Annotated in this window: 20 protein-coding genes; 11 read left to right on the forward strand and 9 right to left on the reverse strand. The window is 68.8% G+C overall.

Annotation, left to right across the window (positions count from 1 at the left end; genetic code table 11):
• The first annotated feature begins 4 nt into the window (after positions 1 to 4).
• The gene (locus tag ACIHFB_RS36820; protein ID WP_365281551.1) at positions 5 to 340 is read left to right on the forward strand and encodes a YnfA family protein; all 336 of its coding nucleotides are present in this window, start codon (positions 5 to 7) and stop codon (positions 338 to 340) included.
• 24 nt (positions 341 to 364) lie between these two features.
• On the opposite strand, the gene ACIHFB_RS36825 is transcribed toward ACIHFB_RS36820, so the two are convergent.
• On the reverse strand, positions 365 to 799 hold the full coding sequence (locus ACIHFB_RS36825) for a nuclear transport factor 2 family protein (RefSeq protein ID WP_365281553.1): 435 nt from the start codon (positions 797 to 799) through the stop codon (positions 365 to 367).
• Between the two features lie 162 nt (positions 800 to 961).
• On the opposite strand from ACIHFB_RS36825, the gene ACIHFB_RS36830 reads away from it, so the two are divergent.
• Together ACIHFB_RS36830 and ACIHFB_RS36835 are read left to right on the forward strand one after the other, a co-directional pair.
• Positions 962 to 1,729 carry an SDR family NAD(P)-dependent oxidoreductase gene (locus ACIHFB_RS36830; protein WP_365281556.1) on the forward strand — a complete coding sequence of 256 codons (768 nt, stop codon included), beginning with the start codon at positions 962 to 964 and terminating at the stop codon, positions 1,727 to 1,729.
• A complete protein-coding gene (locus ACIHFB_RS36835; RefSeq protein WP_365281559.1) occupies positions 1,729 to 1,893 on the forward strand; it encodes a hypothetical protein in 165 nt (54 codons plus the stop codon). Before ACIHFB_RS36830 ends, ACIHFB_RS36835 begins: the two co-directional genes overlap by 1 nt.
• Positions 1,894 to 1,924: 31 nt before the next feature.
• Here ACIHFB_RS36835 and ACIHFB_RS36840 read toward each other — a convergent pair whose 3' ends face one another.
• Positions 1,925 to 3,118 carry an RtcB family protein gene (locus ACIHFB_RS36840; RefSeq protein ID WP_365281562.1) on the reverse strand — a complete coding sequence of 398 codons (1,194 nt, stop codon included), beginning with the start codon at positions 3,116 to 3,118 and terminating at the stop codon, positions 1,925 to 1,927.
• 215 nt (positions 3,119 to 3,333) lie between these two features.
• On the opposite strand from ACIHFB_RS36840, the gene ACIHFB_RS36845 reads away from it, so the two are divergent.
• Complete coding sequence (locus tag ACIHFB_RS36845) at positions 3,334 to 4,200, forward strand: DUF3558 domain-containing protein (protein WP_365281565.1); 867 nt, start codon at positions 3,334 to 3,336, stop codon at positions 4,198 to 4,200.
• Positions 4,201 to 4,307: 107 nt separating this feature from the next.
• The gene (locus ACIHFB_RS36850; RefSeq protein ID WP_400129168.1) at positions 4,308 to 5,135 is read left to right on the forward strand and encodes a DUF3558 family protein; all 828 of its coding nucleotides are present in this window, start codon (positions 4,308 to 4,310) and stop codon (positions 5,133 to 5,135) included.
• Between the two features lie 105 nt (positions 5,136 to 5,240).
• On the opposite strand, the gene argG is transcribed toward ACIHFB_RS36850, so the two are convergent.
• Complete coding sequence (argG, locus tag ACIHFB_RS36855; RefSeq protein ID WP_365281571.1) at positions 5,241 to 6,656, reverse strand: argininosuccinate synthase; 1,416 nt, start codon at positions 6,654 to 6,656, stop codon at positions 5,241 to 5,243.
• Between the two features lie 142 nt (positions 6,657 to 6,798).
• Here argG and ACIHFB_RS36860 point away from each other — a divergent pair, with 142 nt between their 5' ends.
• Positions 6,799 to 8,052, forward strand: a complete 1,254-nt coding sequence (locus ACIHFB_RS36860; RefSeq protein ID WP_400129169.1) for a DUF2637 domain-containing protein — start codon at positions 6,799 to 6,801, stop codon at positions 8,050 to 8,052.
• 64 nt (positions 8,053 to 8,116) lie between these two features.
• On the opposite strand, the gene lysS is transcribed toward ACIHFB_RS36860, so the two are convergent.
• Positions 8,117 to 9,874, reverse strand: coding sequence for a lysine--tRNA ligase (gene lysS, locus ACIHFB_RS36865; RefSeq protein WP_400129170.1), 1,758 nt, complete (start codon positions 9,872 to 9,874; stop codon positions 8,117 to 8,119).
• A 206-nt stretch (positions 9,875 to 10,080) separates the two neighbouring features.
• On the opposite strand from lysS, the gene argS reads away from it, so the two are divergent.
• The gene (gene argS / locus ACIHFB_RS36870; protein ID WP_400129171.1) at positions 10,081 to 11,838 is read left to right on the forward strand and encodes an arginine--tRNA ligase; all 1,758 of its coding nucleotides are present in this window, start codon (positions 10,081 to 10,083) and stop codon (positions 11,836 to 11,838) included.
• Positions 11,839 to 11,924: 86 nt separating this feature from the next.
• Here argS and ACIHFB_RS36875 read toward each other — a convergent pair whose 3' ends face one another.
• Positions 11,925 to 12,107 (reverse strand): hypothetical protein, encoded by a 183-nt coding sequence (locus tag ACIHFB_RS36875; protein ID WP_365281582.1) that lies wholly within the window; start codon positions 12,105 to 12,107, stop codon positions 11,925 to 11,927.
• A gap of 166 nt (positions 12,108 to 12,273) precedes the next feature.
• Between ACIHFB_RS36875 and ACIHFB_RS36880 the strand changes: the two genes are divergently transcribed.
• From ACIHFB_RS36880 to ACIHFB_RS36890, 3 genes are all read left to right on the forward strand, one after another.
• Positions 12,274 to 14,361: a hypothetical protein gene (locus tag ACIHFB_RS36880; RefSeq protein WP_400129172.1), complete on the forward strand. Its 2,088-nt coding sequence runs from the start codon at positions 12,274 to 12,276 to the stop codon at positions 14,359 to 14,361.
• A 305-nt stretch (positions 14,362 to 14,666) separates the two neighbouring features.
• On the forward strand, positions 14,667 to 15,491 hold the full coding sequence (locus ACIHFB_RS36885; RefSeq protein ID WP_400129194.1) for a Scr1 family TA system antitoxin-like transcriptional regulator: 825 nt from the start codon (positions 14,667 to 14,669) through the stop codon (positions 15,489 to 15,491).
• Positions 15,488 to 15,664 carry a DUF397 domain-containing protein gene (locus ACIHFB_RS36890; protein ID WP_400129173.1) on the forward strand — a complete coding sequence of 59 codons (177 nt, stop codon included), beginning with the start codon at positions 15,488 to 15,490 and terminating at the stop codon, positions 15,662 to 15,664. Before ACIHFB_RS36885 ends, ACIHFB_RS36890 begins: the two co-directional genes overlap by 4 nt.
• Positions 15,665 to 15,674: 10 nt before the next feature.
• On the opposite strand, the gene ACIHFB_RS36895 is transcribed toward ACIHFB_RS36890, so the two are convergent.
• The 3 genes from ACIHFB_RS36895 to ACIHFB_RS36905 are packed head-to-tail and all read right to left on the reverse strand — an operon-like array spanning position 15,675 to position 17,565.
• Positions 15,675 to 16,739 carry a hypothetical protein gene (locus tag ACIHFB_RS36895; RefSeq protein WP_400129174.1) on the reverse strand — a complete coding sequence of 355 codons (1,065 nt, stop codon included), beginning with the start codon at positions 16,737 to 16,739 and terminating at the stop codon, positions 15,675 to 15,677.
• Complete coding sequence (locus ACIHFB_RS36900) at positions 16,739 to 17,338, reverse strand: RNA polymerase sigma factor (protein ID WP_365281597.1); 600 nt, start codon at positions 17,336 to 17,338, stop codon at positions 16,739 to 16,741. Before ACIHFB_RS36900 ends, ACIHFB_RS36895 begins: the two co-directional genes overlap by 1 nt.
• Complete coding sequence (locus ACIHFB_RS36905; RefSeq protein ID WP_365281600.1) at positions 17,335 to 17,565, reverse strand: hypothetical protein; 231 nt, start codon at positions 17,563 to 17,565, stop codon at positions 17,335 to 17,337. The genes ACIHFB_RS36900 and ACIHFB_RS36905 overlap by 4 nt, the downstream gene beginning before the upstream one ends.
• Before the next feature lie 170 nt (positions 17,566 to 17,735).
• Here ACIHFB_RS36905 and ACIHFB_RS36910 point away from each other — a divergent pair, with 170 nt between their 5' ends.
• Positions 17,736 to 18,536, forward strand: coding sequence for a DUF4253 domain-containing protein (locus ACIHFB_RS36910; protein WP_365281603.1), 801 nt, complete (start codon positions 17,736 to 17,738; stop codon positions 18,534 to 18,536).
• Between the two features lies 1 nt (position 18,537).
• Here the strand turns inward: ACIHFB_RS36910 and ACIHFB_RS36915 are convergent, their stop codons facing one another.
• The gene (locus ACIHFB_RS36915) at positions 18,538 to 19,362 is read right to left on the reverse strand and encodes an arylamine N-acetyltransferase (RefSeq protein WP_365281605.1); all 825 of its coding nucleotides are present in this window, start codon (positions 19,360 to 19,362) and stop codon (positions 18,538 to 18,540) included.
• Between the last annotated feature and the right edge of the window lie 175 nt (positions 19,363 to 19,537).

The following is a 19,537-nucleotide window of genomic DNA, read 5'->3' on the forward strand; positions in this document are numbered from 1 at the left end:
TGACATGCTGATCGTCCGCTCCGCCGCCCTCTTCGTCGTCGCCGCCCTCTTCGAGATCGGCGGCGCCTGGCTGGTCTGGCAGGGCCTGCGCGAGCACCGCGGCTGGCTCTGGATCGGCGGCGGCGTCCTCGCCCTCGGCGCCTACGGATTCGTCGCCACCTTCCAGCCGGACGCCCACTTCGGCCGCATCCTCGCCGCATACGGCGGCATCTTCGTCGCCGGTTCGATCGCCTGGGGCATGGTCGCCGACGGCTACCGACCGGACCGCTACGACATCGCGGGCGCCCTGATCTGCCTCGTCGGCATGGCAGTGATCATGTACGCGCCGCGAGGACAGTGACACGACGGACTGAGACCGACGGACTCAGGCCGGCAGGTCGGGCAGCAGCCCCAACTGCTCCAGGAACTCCATCTGGTCGAAGTAGAGGCGATAACTGACGATCCGGCCGTCCCGGACGGTCGCGAAATCGACCCCGCGCATCCTGAGCTCCTTCTGCGTGGCCGGCAGGGACTCCCCGGAGGGCAGCTGGATCGGTCCCGTGTTCCTGCCGCTGAAGAAACCCTCGTCGATGGCGGTGTCCCCGATCTCGTACGAATACACCGACTCGTACGTCCCGTCGGGAACCGCGTCCGTCATCTGGCGCCAGTACTCCACGATGTGGTCACGACCGTGGATCTCACCGCCGTCCGGCGTGATCGCGACCGCGTCCTCGGCGTAGATCTCGGCGAGGGCCTTGAGATCCGGCGTACCCGTCACCGCCTCGGTGAGCCGGTCCATGACATCGCGGGCTTCACCCATGATCCACCTCCTGCCTCGGGAGAGGATCACCCACTTCATTGTCTCCCCCGGGCCAGGTGTCCCGCCCCTCGAACCGACGCCCGGACGTCGCCGGGGCCCACCTATCCTGGCGGACAGGCACACCCGCACACGAAACCGTCCGGACCCACCTGGAGCTGCCGTATGACCCCCGCCGCCGCGTCCCGTATCGCCGTCGTCACCGGTGCCAGCAGCGGAATCGGCGCCGCGACGGCACGGCAGCTGGCGGCCGCGGGCTACCGCGTCGTCCTCACCGCCCGCCGCAAGGACCGCATCGAGGCGCTCGCCGAGGAGATCAACCAGGCGGGCCACTCGGCGGCGGCGTACGCCCTGGACGTGACGGACCGCGCGGCGGTCGACGAGTTCGCAAGCGCCTTCAAGACGATCGGCGTCCTCGTCAACAACGCCGGCGGCGCACTCGGCGCCGACCCCGTCGCCACCGGCGACCCGGCCGACTGGCGCCAGATGTACGAAACGAACGTCATCGGCACCCTGAACCTCACCCAGGCCCTGCTCCCCGCCCTCACCGCTAGCGGCGACGGCACGGTGGTCGTCCTCTCCTCCACAGCAGGCCACGGCACCTACGAAGGCGGCGCCGGCTACGTCGCCGCCAAGCACGGCGCCCACGTCCTCGCCGAAACCCTCCGCCTCGAAATCGTGGGCCAACCTGTCCGGGTCATCGAGATCGCACCGGGCATGGTCAAGACCGACGAGTTCGCCCTGACCCGCTTCGACGGCGACAAGGAGAAGGCGGAGAAGGTCTACGCCGGCGTGGCACACCCGCTGACCGCCGACGACGTCGCCGACACGATCACCTGGGCGGTGACCCGCCCCAGCCACGTCAACATCGACCTCCTCATCGTCCGCCCCCGCGCCCAGGCATCCAACACCAAGGTCCACCGGGAGTTGTGATGCCGGAGCAGGAACAGCAGCAGGAGCAGGACGACCGCGAGCAACGCCAACTCGCCCTGGAGAAGAAGCGCGAGCGCATCGTCTGGTACTACCTCGCGTACTTCCTCTTCGGCATCCACATCGTGGCGTTCGTGATGATCTATGCGGTGACGCACGCGAAGTGAGCGGGCCGAAGCCCCCTGGCCCTTCAGCCCGTCAGCCCTTCACGCACACGACCTGCTTCAGCTTCGCCACGACCTCCACCAGGTCCCGCTGCTGATCGATGACCTGCTCGATCGGCTTGTACGCCCCAGGGATCTCGTCCACGACACCGGAGTCCTTACGGCACTCCACGCCCCGCGTCTGCTCCTCCAGGTCCTTGGTCGAGAAGCGCCGCTTGGCCGCGTTGCGGCTCATGCGCCGACCCGCGCCGTGGGAGGCCGAGTTGAAGGACTTCTCGTTGCCGAGGCCCTTCACGATGTACGAACCCGTGCCCATGGAGCCGGGGATGATCCCGAACTCGCCGGAACCGGCCCGGATCGCGCCCTTCCGGGTCACGAGCAGGTCCATGCCGTCGTACCGCTCCTCGGCCACGTAGTTGTGGTGAGCGCTGATCTCGGGCTCGAAGGTCGGCTTGGCCTTCTTGAACTCCTTGCGGATCACGTCCTTCAGGAGCGCCATCATGATCGTGCGGTTGTACTTGGCGTACTCCTGCGCCCAGAACAGGTCGTTCCGATACGCCGCCATCTGCGGGGTGTCCGCGACGAAGACCGCGAGGTCACGGTCGACCAGGCCCTGGTTGTGCGGGAGCTTCTGGGCCACGCCGATGTGGAACTCGGCCAGTTCCTTGCCGATGTTCCGGGAACCGGAGTGCAGCATCAGCCAGACAGAACCGTCCGTATCCGTGCAGACCTCGACAAAGTGGTTGCCCCCACCCAGCGTTCCCATCTGCTTGCCGGCCCGCTCCTGACGGAACTTGACCGCATCCGCGATCCCGTCGAACCGCCCCCAGAGGTCGTCCCACCCGGCCGTACCGAAGCCGTGCATCCGCCCCGGCTCCACAGGACTGTCATGCATCCCCCGCCCCACCGGAATGGCCTGCTCGACCTTCGACCGCAGCCGCGACAGATCCCCCGGCAGGTCATTGGCCGTCAACGACGTCTTGACCGCCGACATCCCGCACCCGATGTCCACCCCCACCGCCGCGGGACACACAGCCCCCCGCATGGCGATGACGGAACCGACCGTCGCGCCCTTCCCGTAGTGCACGTCCGGCATGACCGCCAGCCCCTTGATCCACGGCAGGGTCGCCACGTTACGGAGCTGCTGGAGTGCCACGTCCTCGACTGTCGCCGGGTCGGTCCACATGCGGATGGGTACCTTCGCGCCCGGCATTTCCACGTACGACATATCGCCCTCGATCCCCCACGAAAAAACAAAAGACTGAAATCGCAAAACCAGCGCCAAGGTTCACGAATGAGACAACGGACCGGCGTCCACGGTGTTGCGTGCGATACACATTGTCTCCAGCGGACACCCCCGCGCGGCAAGCGATTAACCAGCGGGGACACTGGCAGAGCGGGCAAGCGGACCCGGCACGAGACACCGTCGAGAGGAGCCTCACCGTGCAGCGGAAGGCGTACGTACCCGGCGTCGCAGCGCTTCTCGCGGCGCTGCTGGCCGGCTGCACCGGCGGCTCGGCAGACGGCGGTACGACGGACAACTCCAACCCCGGCGACACCGGCACCTCGGCCCCCGAGGCCCAGCCGGGCCGCTACCGCACGCTCCCGGAACCGTGCAGCGTCGTGAGCCAGGGTTCTCTCGACTCGCTCCTGCCCGGCATCAAGCAGATCCCGGACGGGGAGCAGCGCGAGAACGCCTACGCGGGCACCCCGACGTTGACGTACGACACGGACCGCAAGGTCGGCTGCCGCTGGAAGGTCGAGTCGACGGACGCGACCGACCACCTTCTGGTCGACTTCGAGCGCGTGGTGTCGTACGAGAACGCCGTCAGCGACGACAGCGAGGCGCAGTCGCTGTTCGCGGCCCAGGAGGAGGCGGCCGACCTTCCCGAGCCGACGGTCTCGGAGACGGGTTCCGCGTCGGAGTCGGCGTCGGAGTCGGAGTCCCCGTCCGATGCGGCGTCCGACTCCTCGTCCCCCTCCGCGTCGCCGTCGGAGTCCGCGTCGGGTTCCGACTCGGCCGATCCGAGCTCCAGCGGCAGCCCTTCCCCGTCCGCCACCCCGTCCGATCTTCAGCCTCGTGTCCTGGAGGGTCTCGGCGACGAGGCGTTCCTGGACGACGCGTTGAGCGGCGCCGGTTCGACGGCCCGGCAGCGCACGGTGACTGTGGCGTTCCGCACGTCGAATGTGATGGTGACCATCCAGTACGAGGAGCAGCCGGCGACGGTCGGCATCGTGCCGGACAGCAAGGAAATGCAGGACAGGGCGCGGAAACTGGCGGCCGAGCTGGCGGAGTCACTGGCCGAATAGCGTGCCGCTCGGCCCGTTTGCAAAGCGGGTGAAGCAGAAACGCACAACTCCTTCACCGCGTACCGTGGCCCCTCGGACCCGATCCGACCGCAGGAGCCACAAGCGTGATGAGTGAAGGAACCATGCAGCAACCAGCACAGCGAGACCAGCGCACGAAGCGCCTCAACCGCGTCCTCGTCGGCGCGGCCGTAGTCCCCGTGATGCTGATCGCCGCCGGCTGCTCCTCCGACTCCGGTTCCGATTCCGACTCCGCTTCGGGCTCGGACGGCGCCGGAAAGAGCGCGAGCAGCGGGCCGTCGGCATCCGCGAGCGCGTCGCCGACGGTGCAGGCCGCGGCGTACAGCAAGCTTCCGGATTCGTGTGCGGTGCTGTCGAAGAAGACGCTGGGTGATCTCGTACCGAAGGCCAAGTCCGGCAAGGCGGGCAAGTCGGACGATGCCTCGTCGCGCGGCAACTGCTCCTGGAGCAGCCTGGACGACAACGGCGTGAAGGGCTCGCAGTTCCGCTGGCTCAATGTCTCCCTGCTCCGCTTCGACTCGGACACCACACGTGGCGCCGGCGACGAGCTGGCCCAGGAGTACTACGACAAGCAGGTCCAGACGGCCCAGGGCGTGGACGGCGCGAAGAGCGTCAAGTCCGAGCCGGTCGCGGGCACGGGTGACGAGGCGACGTCGGTGCGCTACGACCTCAAGAAGAAGGAGGGATCCTTCAAGCAGCAGACGGTCGTGGTGCGCGTCGAGAACGTCGTGGTCACCCTCGACTACAACGGCGCCGGCCTCGCAGGCGAGAAGACCCCGAGCGCGGACACCCTCTCCAAGTCGGCACAGAAGGCAGCCAAGGAGGCCGTCACGGCGGTCTCCAAGGCCAACGGCACCGGAGCACCCTCACCTTCCAAGTCGGCAACTTCTTCCCCGTCGAAGACCGCCGCCAACTAGTGAGTTGCGGTTCTACCGCGCCCCAAAGGGGCGCGGGGAACTGCGCGCCCAGCCACGACGGCGCCGCAGCCAACAACGCGCCCCACACCCCAGCCGGACCGCAGGTCAGTCCGTGCCGGACTCGATCGCCGCATGATCCAGCGCATCGGGATCGACCGGCACGGTCTCGTCCCCGGCCGAGATGGCTTCCGCGCCACCCGGGGGCAGTTCGCCGATGAGGCCGTTCCACGCGGTGAGCCGCCCGTGCGCGGCGTACTGCTCCAGCTTGGTCCGGGAGTCGGCGATGTCCAGGTTCCGCATGGTCAGTTGGCCGATGCGGTCGTCGGGCACGAACGCGGCGGTGACGCTGCGCTCCATGGACAGCTTCTCGGGGTGGTAGCTGAGGTGCGGTCCGGTGGTGTCGAGGACGGTGTAGTCGTTCCCGCGCCGCAGCCGCACGGTGACGCTGCCGTCGATGGGGAAGCCGACCCAGCGCTGGAGGCTCTCGCGGAGCATGAGCGCCTGCGGGTCGAACCAGCGGCCCTCGTAGAGGAGGCGGCCGAGCCGGCGCCCCTCGACGTGGTACATGGCGACGGTGTCCTCGTTGTGGACGGCGTTGAGCAGCCGCTCGTAGGCGATGTGCAGCAGCGCCATGCCCGGGGCCTCGTAGATGCCGCGGCTCTTGGCCTCGATGATGCGGTTCTCGATCTGGTCGGACATGCCGAGCCCGTGCCGGCCGCCGATGGCGTTGGCCTCCTGGACCAGCTCGACGGGTGACTCGAAGGCGCGCCCGTTGATGCGCACCGGCCGCCCGTGCTCGAACTCCACGGTGACGTCCTCGGCCGCGATCTCGACCTCGGGGTCCCAGAAGCGGACGCCCATGATCGGGGAGACGATCTCCAGTGAGGTGTCGAGGAATTCCAGCCGCTTGGCCTCGTGGGTGGCGCCCCAGATGTTGGCGTCCGTCGAGTAGGCCTTCTCGGCGGAGTCCCGGTAGGGCAGGTCCCGCTCGGCCAGCCAGGCGGACATCTCGTGCCGGCCGCCGAGTTCGGTGACGAAGGCCTGGTCGAGCCAGGGCTTGTAGATGCGCAGGGCGGGGTTGGCGAGCAGGCCGTAGCGGTAGAACCGCTCGATGTCGTTGCCCTTGTAGGTGGACCCGTCGCCCCAGATGGAGACGTCGTCGTCACGCATCGCGCGCACCAGCAGGGTGCCTACGACGGCCCGGCCGAGCGGGGTGGTGTTGAAGTACGCCTGTCCGGCCGACCGGATGTGGAAGGCACCGCAGGCGAGCGCGGCCAGACCCTCCTCGACCAGGGCCTCGCGGCAGTCGACGAGCCGTGCCTGTTCGGCACCGTAGGCGCGGCCGCGCGCGGGTACGTCGGCGAGGTCCGGCTCGTCGTACTGGCCGATGTCCGCCGTATAGGCATAAGGCATGGCGCCGCGCTCCCGCATCCACGCCACTGCGACAGAGGTGTCCAAACCGCCGGAGAACGCGATTCCGACCCGCTCACCGACTGGAAGTTTATTCAGTACCTTCGACATGTATGCAGTCTAGACCCGCGACCTGGAGTCATACCATCCGCACCGGGTGAGGGGTTCCACTACGACGTACCGGCAACGCACCCGACGCACAGGTGTGCCACCCTGTTGCGCGCAACAACACGCACTGGGAGGGGAGTACGGGGTGGCCGCGCCACTGAAGCTGACACGCACGCACCGGATACTCATCGGAGTAGTCGTCGCCGGTGCCGTCATCATCGCCGGTATCGGCTTTGCGGGTTCGTATGCCGCCGTCCGCGAACTGGCCCTCAAGAAGGGCTTCGGGGACTTCAGTTACGTCTTCCCGATCGGCATCGACGCGGGTATCTGCGTCCTTCTCGCCCTGGATCTGCTCCTCACCTGGATCCGGATCCCCTTCCCCCTCCTGCGCCAGACGGCCTGGCTGCTGACGGCGGCGACGATCGCCTTCAACGGCGCGGCGGCCTGGCCGGACCCACTGGGCGTGGGCATGCACGCGGTGATCCCGATCCTGTTCGTGGTCTCGGTCGAGGCCGCGCGCCACGCGATCGGCCGCATAGCGGACATCACCGCGGACAAGCACATGGAGGGGGTCCGCATGACGCGCTGGCTCCTCTCCCCCCTCCCCACGTTCCTTCTGTGGCGCCGTATGAAGCTGTGGGAGCTCCGCTCCTACGAGCAGGTCATCAAGCTCGAACAGGAACGCCTCGTCTACCAGGCCCGCCTCCGCTCCCGCTTCGGCCGCGCCTGGCGCCGCAAGGCCCCGGTGGAGTCCCTCATGCCGCTGCGTCTGGCGAAGTACGGCGTCCCGCTGGCGAAGACGGCCCCGGCGGGCCTGGCGGCGGCGGGGATCGAGCCGGCGCTGATACCTCCGCCGCCGAAGCAGGAGCTGACGGAGGACGTTGCGAAGGCCCCCGCGCTGGAGGAGGCGGCACCTCCCGTCGAGCAGTTCCCGCGGCGTGAGGACGCTCGCGACGCCGAGCAGCAGGCCTACGTACCCGAACCGGATCAGAACCTCTGGCTCCACGCCCGCGACCCGCAGGCCATCGAATACCAGGGCGGCTACGACCCGACGTACGACCCGGAAGTGGCGTACGCCCAGCAGCAGTACTTCGAGGAACCCCCCCTCCCCGAACCCTCGATGGAGGAAACCGGCAGTTTCCCCATCCCGGTGAGCCCGGGCCGTACCCGCGAACTCGGCGAGGGCGGGGGTACGCCCGCCGCCGAGCCGACCGAAGACGACTACTACCTGGTCTTCAAGAAGTCGATAGGCACCACCGGCTACCCGACCCCACGCGAATACAGCGAGAACGTCGAGGCGGAGTTCAGCAGCGCGCTCCCGCCGGACGAGGCCAAGCGTATGGTCAACCGCTTCACGAACCGCTACAACGCGGAACTGGAAGAGGACCACATCGCGTAGCCCGTGGTACGTGAAGGGGGGGCGCCCGGCACAGGCCGGGCGCCCCCCCTTCACGTAGAGCGGCTCACTCCCCGAGCAGCGTCCGTACCCGCTCCTGGCCCACGGCCAGCAGCAGCGTGGGCAGCCGGGGCCCGGTGTCGCGCCCCACCAGCAGGTGGTACAGCAGGGCGAAGAACGTCCGCTGGGCGGTCTTGATCTCGGCGGGCAGTTCCTTGGGCGTGGCGTCGGCGGAGAACCCGGACTGCACCTTGGGCACGCCGTACACGAGGTGGGTCAGCCCGTCGAGCGACCAGTGCTCGGCGAGCCCGTCGAGCAGCAGTCGCAGGGACTGCTGGGACGCCTCGTCGAGGGACTTCAGCAGGGCTACGTCGGGCTCGTCCCGCACGATGGTGCGCTGGTCGGCGGGGACCTGCGTGTTGATCCAGGCCTCGGCCTTGTCGAACCGCGGCCGTACCTCGTCCAGGGAGCCCAGCGGCTGCTCCGGGTCGAGCTCGGAGAGGATCCGCAGCGCCTGGTCCTCGTACCCGGCGGTGATGTCGGCGACGGACGCGAGGGTCCGGTACGACATCGGCCGCGGCGTACGCGGAAGCTCACCGCCGGCGGTCCGCACCGCGCGGGAGTGCGCGGCGACGTCGCCGGGGAGGGCCGAACCGTCGGTGACCTTCCCGTCCAGCTTGTCCCACTCGTCGTAGAGCCGCTGGATCTCCTGGTCGAAGGCGATCTTGAAGGACTGGTTGGGCCTGCGCCGGGCGTAGAGCCAGCGCAGCAGCTGCGGTTCCATGATCTTCAGCGCGTCGGCAGGGGTGGGCACCCCACCCCGCGACGAGGACATCTTCGCCATGCCGCTGATGCCCACGAACGCGTACATCGGCCCGATGGGCTGCTTGCCGCCGAAGATCCCGACGATCTGCCCGCCCACCTGGAACGAGGACCCGGGCGAGGAGTGGTCGACCCCGCTCGGCTCGAAGACGACACCCTCGTACGCCCACCGCATGGGCCAGTCGACCTTCCAGACCAGCTTGCCGCGGTTGAACTCGCTCAGCCGCACGGTCTCGGCGAAGCCGCAGGCGTCGCAGGTGTACGACAGCTCGGTCGTGTCGTCGTCGTACGAGGTGACGGTGGTGAGGTCCTTCTCGCAGTTGCCGCAGTAGGGCCGGTACGGGAAGTACCCGGCGGAGCCGGAGCCGCCGTCGTCCTCGGCGGCCGCACCCGAACCCTCCGCGGCCTCCAACTCGGCCTCGTCGACGGGCTTCTGCGACTGCTTCTTGGCCGGGGCCTTCTTGGTCCGGTACTGGTCGAGGATCGCGTCGATGTCGCCCCGGTGCTTCATGGCGTGCAGGATCTGCTCGCGGTAGACGCCCGAGGTGTACTGCGCGGTCTGGCTGATCCCGTCGAACTCCACTCCCAGCTCGGCGAGGGCGTCGACCATCGCGGCCTTGAAGTGCTCGGCCCAGTTCGGGTACGACGACCCCTTCGGGGCGGGCACGGACGTCAGCGGCTTGCCGATGTGCTCGGCCCAGGACTCGTCGATCCCGGCGATGCCCAGCGGGACCTTGCGGTACCGGTCGTAGTCGTCCCAGGAGATCAGGTGCCGGACCTGGTGGCCCCGCCGCCGGATCTCGTCCGCGACGAGATGCGGGGTCATGACCTCGCGCAGGTTCCCGAGGTGGATGGGACCGGACGGTGACAGCCCGGACGCGACGACAACCGGTTTGCCCGGGGCCCGACGCTCCGACTCCTCGATGACCTCATCCGCGAAACGGGAGACCCAGTCGGTGGTCTCGGTGCTCTGAGCCACGTCGGCACGTCCTTCTTTCTGCATAGGGCAGCCGTACGGTCAACGGCTGACGTCCACATTCTCCCAGCAAGGAGGGCAACAACGAAAACGCCTTATCACCAGGCGCCCCGACAGGGGCGCGGGGAACTGCGCGACCAGCCCCCACCGGCCCGCGGCCAAGAAAACCGCTTCACCCCCCATGGGATACTGACCGTGTCTATCAATCCCACGAGGAGAACGGCTCCCACCCCATGGCCCCGGTCACGTCCCTCACCGACCTCGTCAACCAGCACCTCGCGAACGCCCTCACGGCCACCCTCCCGGGAACCGTCGGAGACGCCTTGCTGCGACGTAGCGACAGGGCCGACTTCCAGGCCAACGGCATCCTCGCCCTGGCGAAGAAGGCGAAGTCGAACCCCCGGGACCTGGCGGCCCAGGTCGTCTCCCACATCACCACCGGCGATCTGATCAAGGACATCGAGGTCTCCGGCCCCGGCTTCCTCAACATCACGATCGCCGACAAGTCGATCACCGCCAACCTCGCGGAGCGCTACGCCGACCCGGCCGACCGCCTCGGCGTGCCCCTCGCCGCCGACCCCGGCGTCACCGTCATCGACTACGCCCAGCCGAACGTGGCCAAGGAAATGCACGTCGGCCACCTCAGGTCCGCGGTGATCGGCGACGCCCTCCGCGGCATGCTCGACTTCACCGGCGAGAAGACGATCGGCCGGCACCACATCGGGGACTGGGGCACCCAGTTCGGCATGCTCATCCAGTACCTGATCGAGAACCCCGGCGAGCTGGCCCCGGCGACGGACGTCGACGGCGAGCAGGCGATGTCGAACCTGAACCGGGTGTACAAGGCGTCGCGCGCGGTCTTCGACTCGGACGACGAGTTCAAGGAGCGGGCCCGCAAGAGGGTCGTCGCCCTCCAGTCCGGCGACAAGGAGACCCTCGACCTGTGGCAGCAGTTCGTGGACGAGTCGAAGGTCTACTTCTACTCGGTCTTCGAGAAGCTGGACATGCAGGTCCGGGACGACGAGATCGTCGGCGAGTCCGCGTACAACGACCTGATGCCTGAGACGGCACGGCTGCTGGAGGAGTCCGGCGTCGCCGTGCGCTCCGAGGGTGCGCTCGTGGTGTTCTTCGACGAGATCCGCGGCAAGGACGACCAGCCGGTGCCGCTGATCGTGCAGAAGGCGGACGGCGGCTTCGGCTACGCGGCGAGCGACCTCTCCGCCATCCGCAACCGCGTCTTCGACCTGCACGCCACGACGCTGCTGTACGTCGTGGACGTACGCCAGTCCCTGCACTTCAGGATGGTCTTCGAGACGGCCCGCCGGGCGGGCTGGCTGACCGACGAGGTCACCGCGCACAACATGGGCTACGGCACGGTGCTGGGCGCGGACGGCAAGCCGTTCAAGACCCGTGAGGGCGAGACGGTGAAGCTGGAGGACCTCCTCGACGAGGCCGTGCAGCGGGCCGCCGAGGTCGTACGGGAGAAGGCGCAGGACCTCACCGAGGACGAGATCCGGGAGCGGGCCGTGCAGGTCGGCATCGGCGCCGTGAAGTACGCGGACCTGTCGACGTCCCCGAACCGCGACTACAAGTTCGACCTGGACCAGATGGTGTCGCTGAACGGCGACACGTCCGTCTACCTCCAGTACGCGTACGCCCGGATCCAGTCGATCCTGCGCAAGGCCGGAGACGTACGGCCCTCCGCGCGCCCCGAACTCGAACTCGCCCCGGCAGAACGCGAACTGGGCCTGCACCTGGACGCGTTCGGCGACACGGTCTTCGAGGCGGCCGCGGAGTACGCACCGCACAAGCTGGCCGCCTACCTGTACCAACTGGCGTCGCTCTACACGTCGTTCTACGACAAGTGCCCGGTCCTGAAGGCCGACACCCCGGAGCAGACGGAGAACCGCCTGTTCCTGTGCGACCTGACGGCCCGGACGCTGCACCGGGGGATGGCGCTGCTGGGGATCAGGACGCCTGAGCGGCTCTGACGCCCCGAACCGCAGAAAAAAGCCCCGCGCTCCCGGATCGCCCGGAGCGCGGGGCTTTGCTCGCTCGGTAGGTGCATCTGTGCCGGCTACTCCCGCTTGCCCTGTCCCGGGCGTCCTCCGGCGCCGAGCCACGCTCCGAACAGGCCCGCCATGGCGACGACGACGATCGCCAGGGACTCGGGGGGAACGCCGATGACCAACAGGGCCATGACGGTGAGCAGCACAGCGACGAACGCCAGCAGGTCGAGCGGCCTCTTGGGTGAGTGCATGGTCTTCCTCCGCAGATGGAGACGCGGATGGCGAGTCCGTCCGCACAAGTAGCCTCCCGGGCCGGAGAGTTGTCCTCACCTCCGGGCGGAAAGGCGCTGAACAAGGGCGTCATGCCGGTGGACAATGTCCGCTGTCCACGGAAAACGGATTGGCCCCGGGGGAAACATGGCCGAGCAGGCTCCGCTCACTGCGGACGGGAAGTCGCCGGCGCGGGTCGGCCGGAAGTTCGGTCCGGTGCGGGCGCGTTCGCAGGAGTACGAGGCTCTCGCCCATTTCCTGCGGCAGCGCGTGCAGGAGGCCGGGCTGACGCTCGGCGAACTGGAGGCGGCGACCGGCCTGAAGAAGTCGGCGATCGGTGAGCGCCTGGCAGGCCTCAAGCTGGACGCGGAGTTCGTCGAGGCCGTCGTCCTCGCGTGCACGGAGACGACCGTGCTCCTGCCCGGACGTGCGCGGTTGCGCAAAGAGGGCGCACAACTGCTGGAGATCGCGAAGACGCACACCACCCAGGTACTCGACCTGACAAGGCAGCCCACGGCGGTCAGGAACGTCGCGGTAGCTGCTCAGGATGTCGCTCTGAAGGCGCAGGCGAAACTCCTCGACCTCCACGAACAACTCGACCGCAGGAATGACGAACTCGCCGCGCTCACTCGGGTCCAGCAGCAGTCCCAGCTTGCCCTGCGCGACACGGACGCACTCTCCTCCGTGCTGTCCACGTGGGTGATCGTCCTCGCCGACGAGGTCGAACAGCTCACTCAGGAGCGCAGGTTGGCGATGACCGCGCGGCCTCCGGACCTGAAACAGCTCAGCGGCCTGGATGCCGAGCTGGCCCGCACGACTGCCCGGAAGGGCCGGACGGCGACGGAACTGGCGAGAGCGCAGGAAGACGGGCGACTCGCCAGAGCGCTGCTGACCGAGGCCCTCACCCGTACCCGCAGGGTGCGCGAGGAGATACGACGGCTACGTGACGCCGCACAACTGCCTCCCGGCGGCGAAGCCGCGTCCGGGAAACCGGCGGCGGAGGACCTGTACGGCTTCGCCTCGCCCAGCGGCTTCGGTGCCGACGCCGACGCCGCGCTGGACCGCGCCGAGGTGATCGGCCGAACCATCGCCGACCGTCTACACACAGCGTTGACCGCCCTCGACGAGGAAGCGGAAACGCTGCCGTTGTCCGCCGCTTCCCCGGCCTCCCCGGCTTCCGCCACGCGCGGCACGGACAACGCGGACAACGGCCTGACCAGCGCATTTACGACGGACAATGCACTGCCGGAGGAGACGCTCTGGTGGGATCTGCTGGCGAACGTCCCGACGGATCCGTTCGTCTGGGCCGAGGAGACGGCCGCCGCGCTGGCGGGCGACCGGAACCCGCACGACCCCCTCTTCGAGCACCTTGCGAGGGAACGCCCGGCACGGGAGATCCTGCTTCTCGCGGACCGCTTGCAGGAGCACCGCTGGCTGGAGGGCACGGCCCGTATGCGGATCGCGCTGGCGCTCTCACTTCCGCCGGAGGAACTCGTCCGGCTGGTCCTCGCACTCACGGAGGCCGGTGCCTTCCTCAACCGCGTGGAGCTGGGGGCGCAACTCCTTCGGGCGGCGCTGGCGGGACGTACCGTCGAGGACACCCTCGCCCTGCACAACGAGATCTCTACCTCCGCTGACAGCCCGCCGATCATGCGCAAGGGCGTCGCGGCCATCGCTCAGCGGCCCTATGCGGACGTGGTCGCCCTGGTGCGGAAGCAGCTCATGGACAACCCACGACTGCTGACGCACGGCACCTTGATGGAGGCCATCGTCCGCAAGTGGCCTCCCGGCGAGGTCGCCAGTCTTGTCGAGGAGGTGCTGGACATCGAGGGCGGCTACATCGTGGGGCACGTCTTCTTCGCTCTCCCCGACCGCCGCCCCTCTGCCGACGAGACCGAGTTGCTGGTGCGGATGTGGGGCGTGGCGCCGTCGCACGGCTTCTTCCACGAGATGCTTCCGGCGCGATACCCGGGGGACGCAAGCTCGAAGGACCTGGCGAAGGTCATCGCGACTCTGCACGCGTCGTGGCCTTCTCCGCTGGACCGTGCGGCGCGGGAGCTGGCAGAGCAAGTCATGCCGCTGATCATCCGTGGGAGGCCGGCGTGGTCTCTCGACCACATCAGCGACAGACTGGCGAGGTCCGGTCTCTCCCCGGAGGAGATCTTCGAGCCGTACAAGGATCTCCTGGCCCCGAAGATCGCGCGGGCGTACGCCGGTTCAGCCGAAGCCGACTGAACCGGCCCACTCGGCGCCCCACACGAACTCACACCACACCACCTTGCCCGGGTCCCGCCGTCCCACGCCTCACTTGTCGCTGAGCGCGGCCACGAGCAGGAACCCACGTCCCGGGGGCGCTCCGTGCAGCAACGCGTTGGTCGCCAACTCGCTCACGCACAGCGACACGTCGTCGGCACGGTCCCAGTCGGCCGGTCGCGTCGGTAGAACTGGTCGCGCTGATAAGGGAGTTCGGGTTTCGCGTTCACGGGACGAAGATCGCGCAGAGTGACTACCGTTGATCAGTGCGTGAACCCGTACCAGGGTTGAACGCCAAGAAGCTGCCGCGGAAGAAGATCCTCTCCACGATGCGCACGGTGGGCGCTCAGGTCCAGACCGCCCGCAAGGCCGCGGGCTACACCCAGCGCACCCTCGGCGAGGCGGTCCTGGCCGACGAGGAGACCATCGCGTCGATCGAGCAGGGCAGGCGCGCGCTCCAGCCCGATCTCGCCGAGACGCTGGACGAACTCCTCGACACAAAGGGCATGTTGACGGCCGGGGTGACCAACATGCCGGACATCGACCAGTTCCCGCTGTATGCGGAGCAGTGCATGGTGCACGAGCGGGAGGCCATCGCCCTGTCCTTCTACGCCAACCAGGTTCTGCCCGGCCTCCTGCAGACACGGGAGTACGCCCAAGCCGTGCTTCGGGAGCGCGTCCCGGCATATGACGACGAGATCCTGGTCAAAACGGAGGCTCGGGTCGAGCGCCAGGAGATCCTGCAACGCAAGTGCCCACCGACGCTGAGCTTCGTGGTGTGGGAGCCGGTGCTGCACATCTGCGTCGGGGGCTCGAAGGTCCGCCGAGACCAACTGCGCCACTTGCGCGAATGCGCCGAACTACCAGGCCTGTCCCTACAGTTCCTGCCGGTGGACAGCCCTTCGCTTGCCGGCCTCAACAGTCCGTTCGTGCTCCTCGAGACGCCCGACCACCAGCGTCTGGCCTACGTCGAAGGTCAGCGGGGCAGCCAGTGGGTCTCCGACCCCGATGAGGTGTCCATCCTTGCGCTCAAATATGCGATGCTGCGAACGCAGGCCCTCACCAGGCCCGAGTCCCGGGACCTGCTGGACCGTCTGCCAGGAGAGCAATGAGCACCGCACTTGAGTGGTTCAAGTCGAGCTACAGCGGCAGCGAACGCGGCGAGTGCGTAGAGGTTGCCGCCTGCCCCCACGCCGTGCACGTGCGTGACTCCAAGAACCCGGGTGGGCCGACGTTCCAGGTGGGCGGGGAGGCTTGGGCGGCGTTCGTCGCGGGGACGGTGTGATCGTCGGCGGCTAGACGCGGATGCCGTCGCCGGTACGGCTGTTCCCCGCCGGAGGCTGGCCGAGCACGTGGACACCGGAGTTCGGGGCGGTCTCTTGGGACCTCCTGCGTAGGTCCTCGATGTCAGTTCCCAGGGGCCATCGCGTGCCCCTCTCCGACCAGTGGATACCGGCCAGATCGGCTTCGTCGAGATCCACGTCGGTCAGGTCGGCGCGGGTGAAGTCGTCCAGGACACCGTCGAGAAGGGCGTCGGCGAGGCCCGCTGTGTCGGGGAGGTCGAGTCGGCGGCCTGCTTCGAGGGCCACGTCGTCTGCGAGGGCACGGGCGCGGACGACGGCCACGTCCAGGGCGAGGCGATTACGGATGTCCAGGGCGAGACCACGGGCGCGGGCCAGTTCGAGGACACTGGTCAGGCCGAGGCCCGCATCGAGTGCCTCGGCGAGGAAGCGGGCGAGTGCGTCGGCGAGGTCGGCGGCCAAGGCGCGGGCGACATTCTCGCCGGCGAAGTCGCGGGTACGGCCACGGGCACGGGTACTCATGAGGTGACGAACGAGGTCACGGGTGCGGCCGCGGGCCTGGGGAGTGTCGAAGGGGCGGAAACGGTCGAACTCCCCTGCGAGTTGGTAGACCCGCTCGCGATAGTGGTCGAGCCAGTTGTCGTCGGCCAGGACAAGCCGATGCCGATCCCCATCGAGGTCCGCGGCAAGCTCCACTGCCCGGACCAGCAGGCCACCACCGACGCATACGGCCGCGGCAGGGTGCTGGCGCAGCGCCAGCCGTCGCTCCACGGGCACAGCCCGCACAGCCGCGGCGATGGCCGATTCCCCAGTGCCTGTCGACGGCCCCGTTCCGGCGGCACCCCCTGTTCCCAGGATCGACGCGAGCCCCCCTTCGACGTCCAACACCCCACCCAGCCCACGCACCACGTCCCCATGCCCACCGACATGCGTCCGCACCTCGCTCAGCCCACGGTCCACGTCCAGGAACCGCGACAGCCCCGAGCGCAGCTCGTCGTGCTCGTCATGGAGCCACTCGTCGGCGTGTTCGCCCGGGCCGGAAGCCGGTTCGTCGACCATCACTCCTCCTCCCGGGCGGCGAGGTGGTCAGCAACAGCTCGGCGCGCCTTGAGCAGACTCGACCGTACGGCCGTCCCCTCGATCCCGAGCAGCTCGGCGATCTCGGCCGGCTCCCAGCCGTCCAGTGTGAGGGCCAACACCTGTCGTTGCCTCGGCGGCAAGATCTCCAGTGCTCGGACGATCTCCTGCTCCTGTAACCACGCCTCGGCCTCTCCGGGCCGGTGCAGAACGGCCGTAGGCTCCGAAACCCTCTCGACCGGCTCCTCCTCCAGCCGCGTGGCGTACCGGACGAACGCCTGATAAGCGACCTTGTAGGCCCAGTTGCCGGGCGACCTGATCCCGTGCCACTTCCGAGACGCCTTGAGCATCGTGTCCTGCACGAGCTCGGAGGCGATGTGCACCGAGGCCCCCTGATACACGAGGTAGGCGGTCAGTCTCGCGAAGTACGCACGGTAGAAGCGGCTGAACGCCTCCTCGTCCTCCGGTGACAAACGGTCCGGCAGGGCAGCCCGTTCCTCCGAAGCCCCCGCCCCGCTGCCACCCACCGGCACCGGACTCAGCGAGTCGCCCGCGTCCTCCGGCGGCCCCGGATCCGTCACGCCGAGCCCCTCCCGGCCTCTTCCCCGTCACCCGGGATCACAAGATGGAACTCACTGCCGTCGCCCTGGACCTCATGCAGCCGGGAGCCCTTCGGCAGCGACCGCACCAGCTCGGTCACGTACTCGCACCGCGCCCGCTCCCGCTCGCGACGCGCGGCCCACCGTAGCCTCAACTCCTCCCGCGCCACGGCGACCAAGTGCACTCCCAGCCCTACCACCCCAGCCACGACCGACCCCACAACCGGATCCATTCGGCGCCCCTCTCCTCCAGAGCCTCCGGGCATCGGCCGACCGCCAATCCCTTCATGTGTAAGAGCCGCCCCACCCGCCCCGCGTGAACCTCCCTCCACAAGATCTTCCGGAGCCGTTGTCAGTACCAGCCCCTACAGTCACTGACATGGCAACTCTTCCCAACCCGCTGCCCACGATCGCGGCCGACCCGAGTGGTAGGGCGCTCGGGCTCGCGCTCCCGCCCGGGCGACTGATCGACGCGACCGACGAAGGCCCTTGGCACGAGCCGTTGTTGTGGCACGCCGAGACGCCGGCGTCGGCCGGTGTGTGGACGAAGCTGGGCGCGCCCGGCGCGCGGGCCGGTCTGCTGCCGGTGCTGATAGAGGTCGACGGGAGTCAAGGCGGCCCGGAGGACTGGGAACTGGCGCCCGGGGAGACGTCGTATCCGGGGGATCACGACGCGGACGAGGTGCTGGAGGAGCTGTGGGAGGACAGCGCGGCTGAGGGGGAGGACTGGCCCGGACTGGCGGACTTCCCCGGGCCGTCCGCCGGGCCCGTCACCGACCCGGACTCCGTCGCCGCCGACATCGCGGACTCCCTCCTCGATGGCGGCGGACCCCTCAAGAACCCGTGTCTGGCACTCGTGCCCGCCCGCCGCAGCGCCGACATACCCGCGGTGATCGGCTGGTCGGGACCGGTGAACCACGAGGGCGACGTGGCCCGGCTCTGTGCCGTGCTCCGTTCCTGGGAGGACCGCTTCGGCATACGGGTCGTCGCGCTCGGTTTCGATCACCTGCTGGTGTCGGTCGCGTCACCGCCCACGGCCCTCGCCGACGCGGAGGCGCTCGCCGCCGAGCACTTCGCGTTCTGCCCGGACAACATCTGGCAGGACAGCGACACCACCCTGCGCACCTACGCCGAGCGCCGGCTGCTCGACCAGCGGGCCTGGCACTTCTGGTGGGACTGAGTCACGTCAGCAGCATCGCCCCGTCGGGGGCCGCGATCCCGAACTCCTCGTCCAGGATCCGGTGTACCTCCGTCTCCTCCCCGAGCTCGAACTCGGTGACGGTGCCGTCCGCGCGGGTCTCCGTCAGAACGCGTCCGTTGAGGAGGAGATGGCGGTCCGGGGTGACGCGCTGGACGTAGAGGCGCTGGGTGAAGGGGGAGCGCGGGTTGGTGCCGATGTGCCAGTTGATGACCTCGAAGTCGGGCTCCTCGAACGGCTCCAGGGTGAACGCGTACTGCCGCTCCCAGGTGCCCCCGTGGTGGGCCTCCAGCACCCACAGCTCCAGCGGCCCGTCGTGCGGGGCGTGGACCAGCCGATGCCTCCGTCCGGCGTCCGTGAACTCCACGTCCGCCGTCAGCGGCACCGGCTCCAGCAGCGCGCCGATCGCCCCGAAGCCGACGTCCGCGAGATACGGCTGCGGGTCGCCGGGCGCCCGGACCAGCAGCGCCATATGGGTGCGCGGGCGGCTCTCGATGCGGTCCGCGCCGAGGACGACCCGCGCGGCCAGCCGAGTCACCCCGAATCCCAATGCCCCCAGCGCGCCCGCGAACAGTGTGTTGTGCTCGTAGCAGTAGCCGCCACGTCGGTCGTGGACCAGCTTGGCCAGCAGGTCGGCAAGGTCAAGAGAGGGGGCGGTACGGGTCAGGGCCTCCAGGTTCTCGAACGGAATGGCCCGCATATGTGCCAGATGCACACCGCGCAGCGTCGCCGCGTCGGCCCGCCGCTCCCCCTCCCAGCCGATCCGCCCGAGATACGCGTCGAGGTCGAACGTCACCGTGTCGGACATGCCCTCACCCTAGGCAGGACCCGGATACCCCGTCCGCCACCCACAGCCTGACCGACCCTGCTGCTTTGGTCCTAGGCCTCTCAGTCGGCTCTACCTTCTTGATCGGGTTGATCGAGCCATTCGTAGGGTTGGGTCGCCCAGGGGTGCTGGGTGTGGCTATCAGTCGGCTGCCGTC

The sequence above is a fragment of the Streptomyces sp. NPDC051963 genome, assembly GCF_044593495.1.
Lineage (GTDB): Bacteria > Actinomycetota > Actinomycetes > Streptomycetales > Streptomycetaceae > Streptomyces.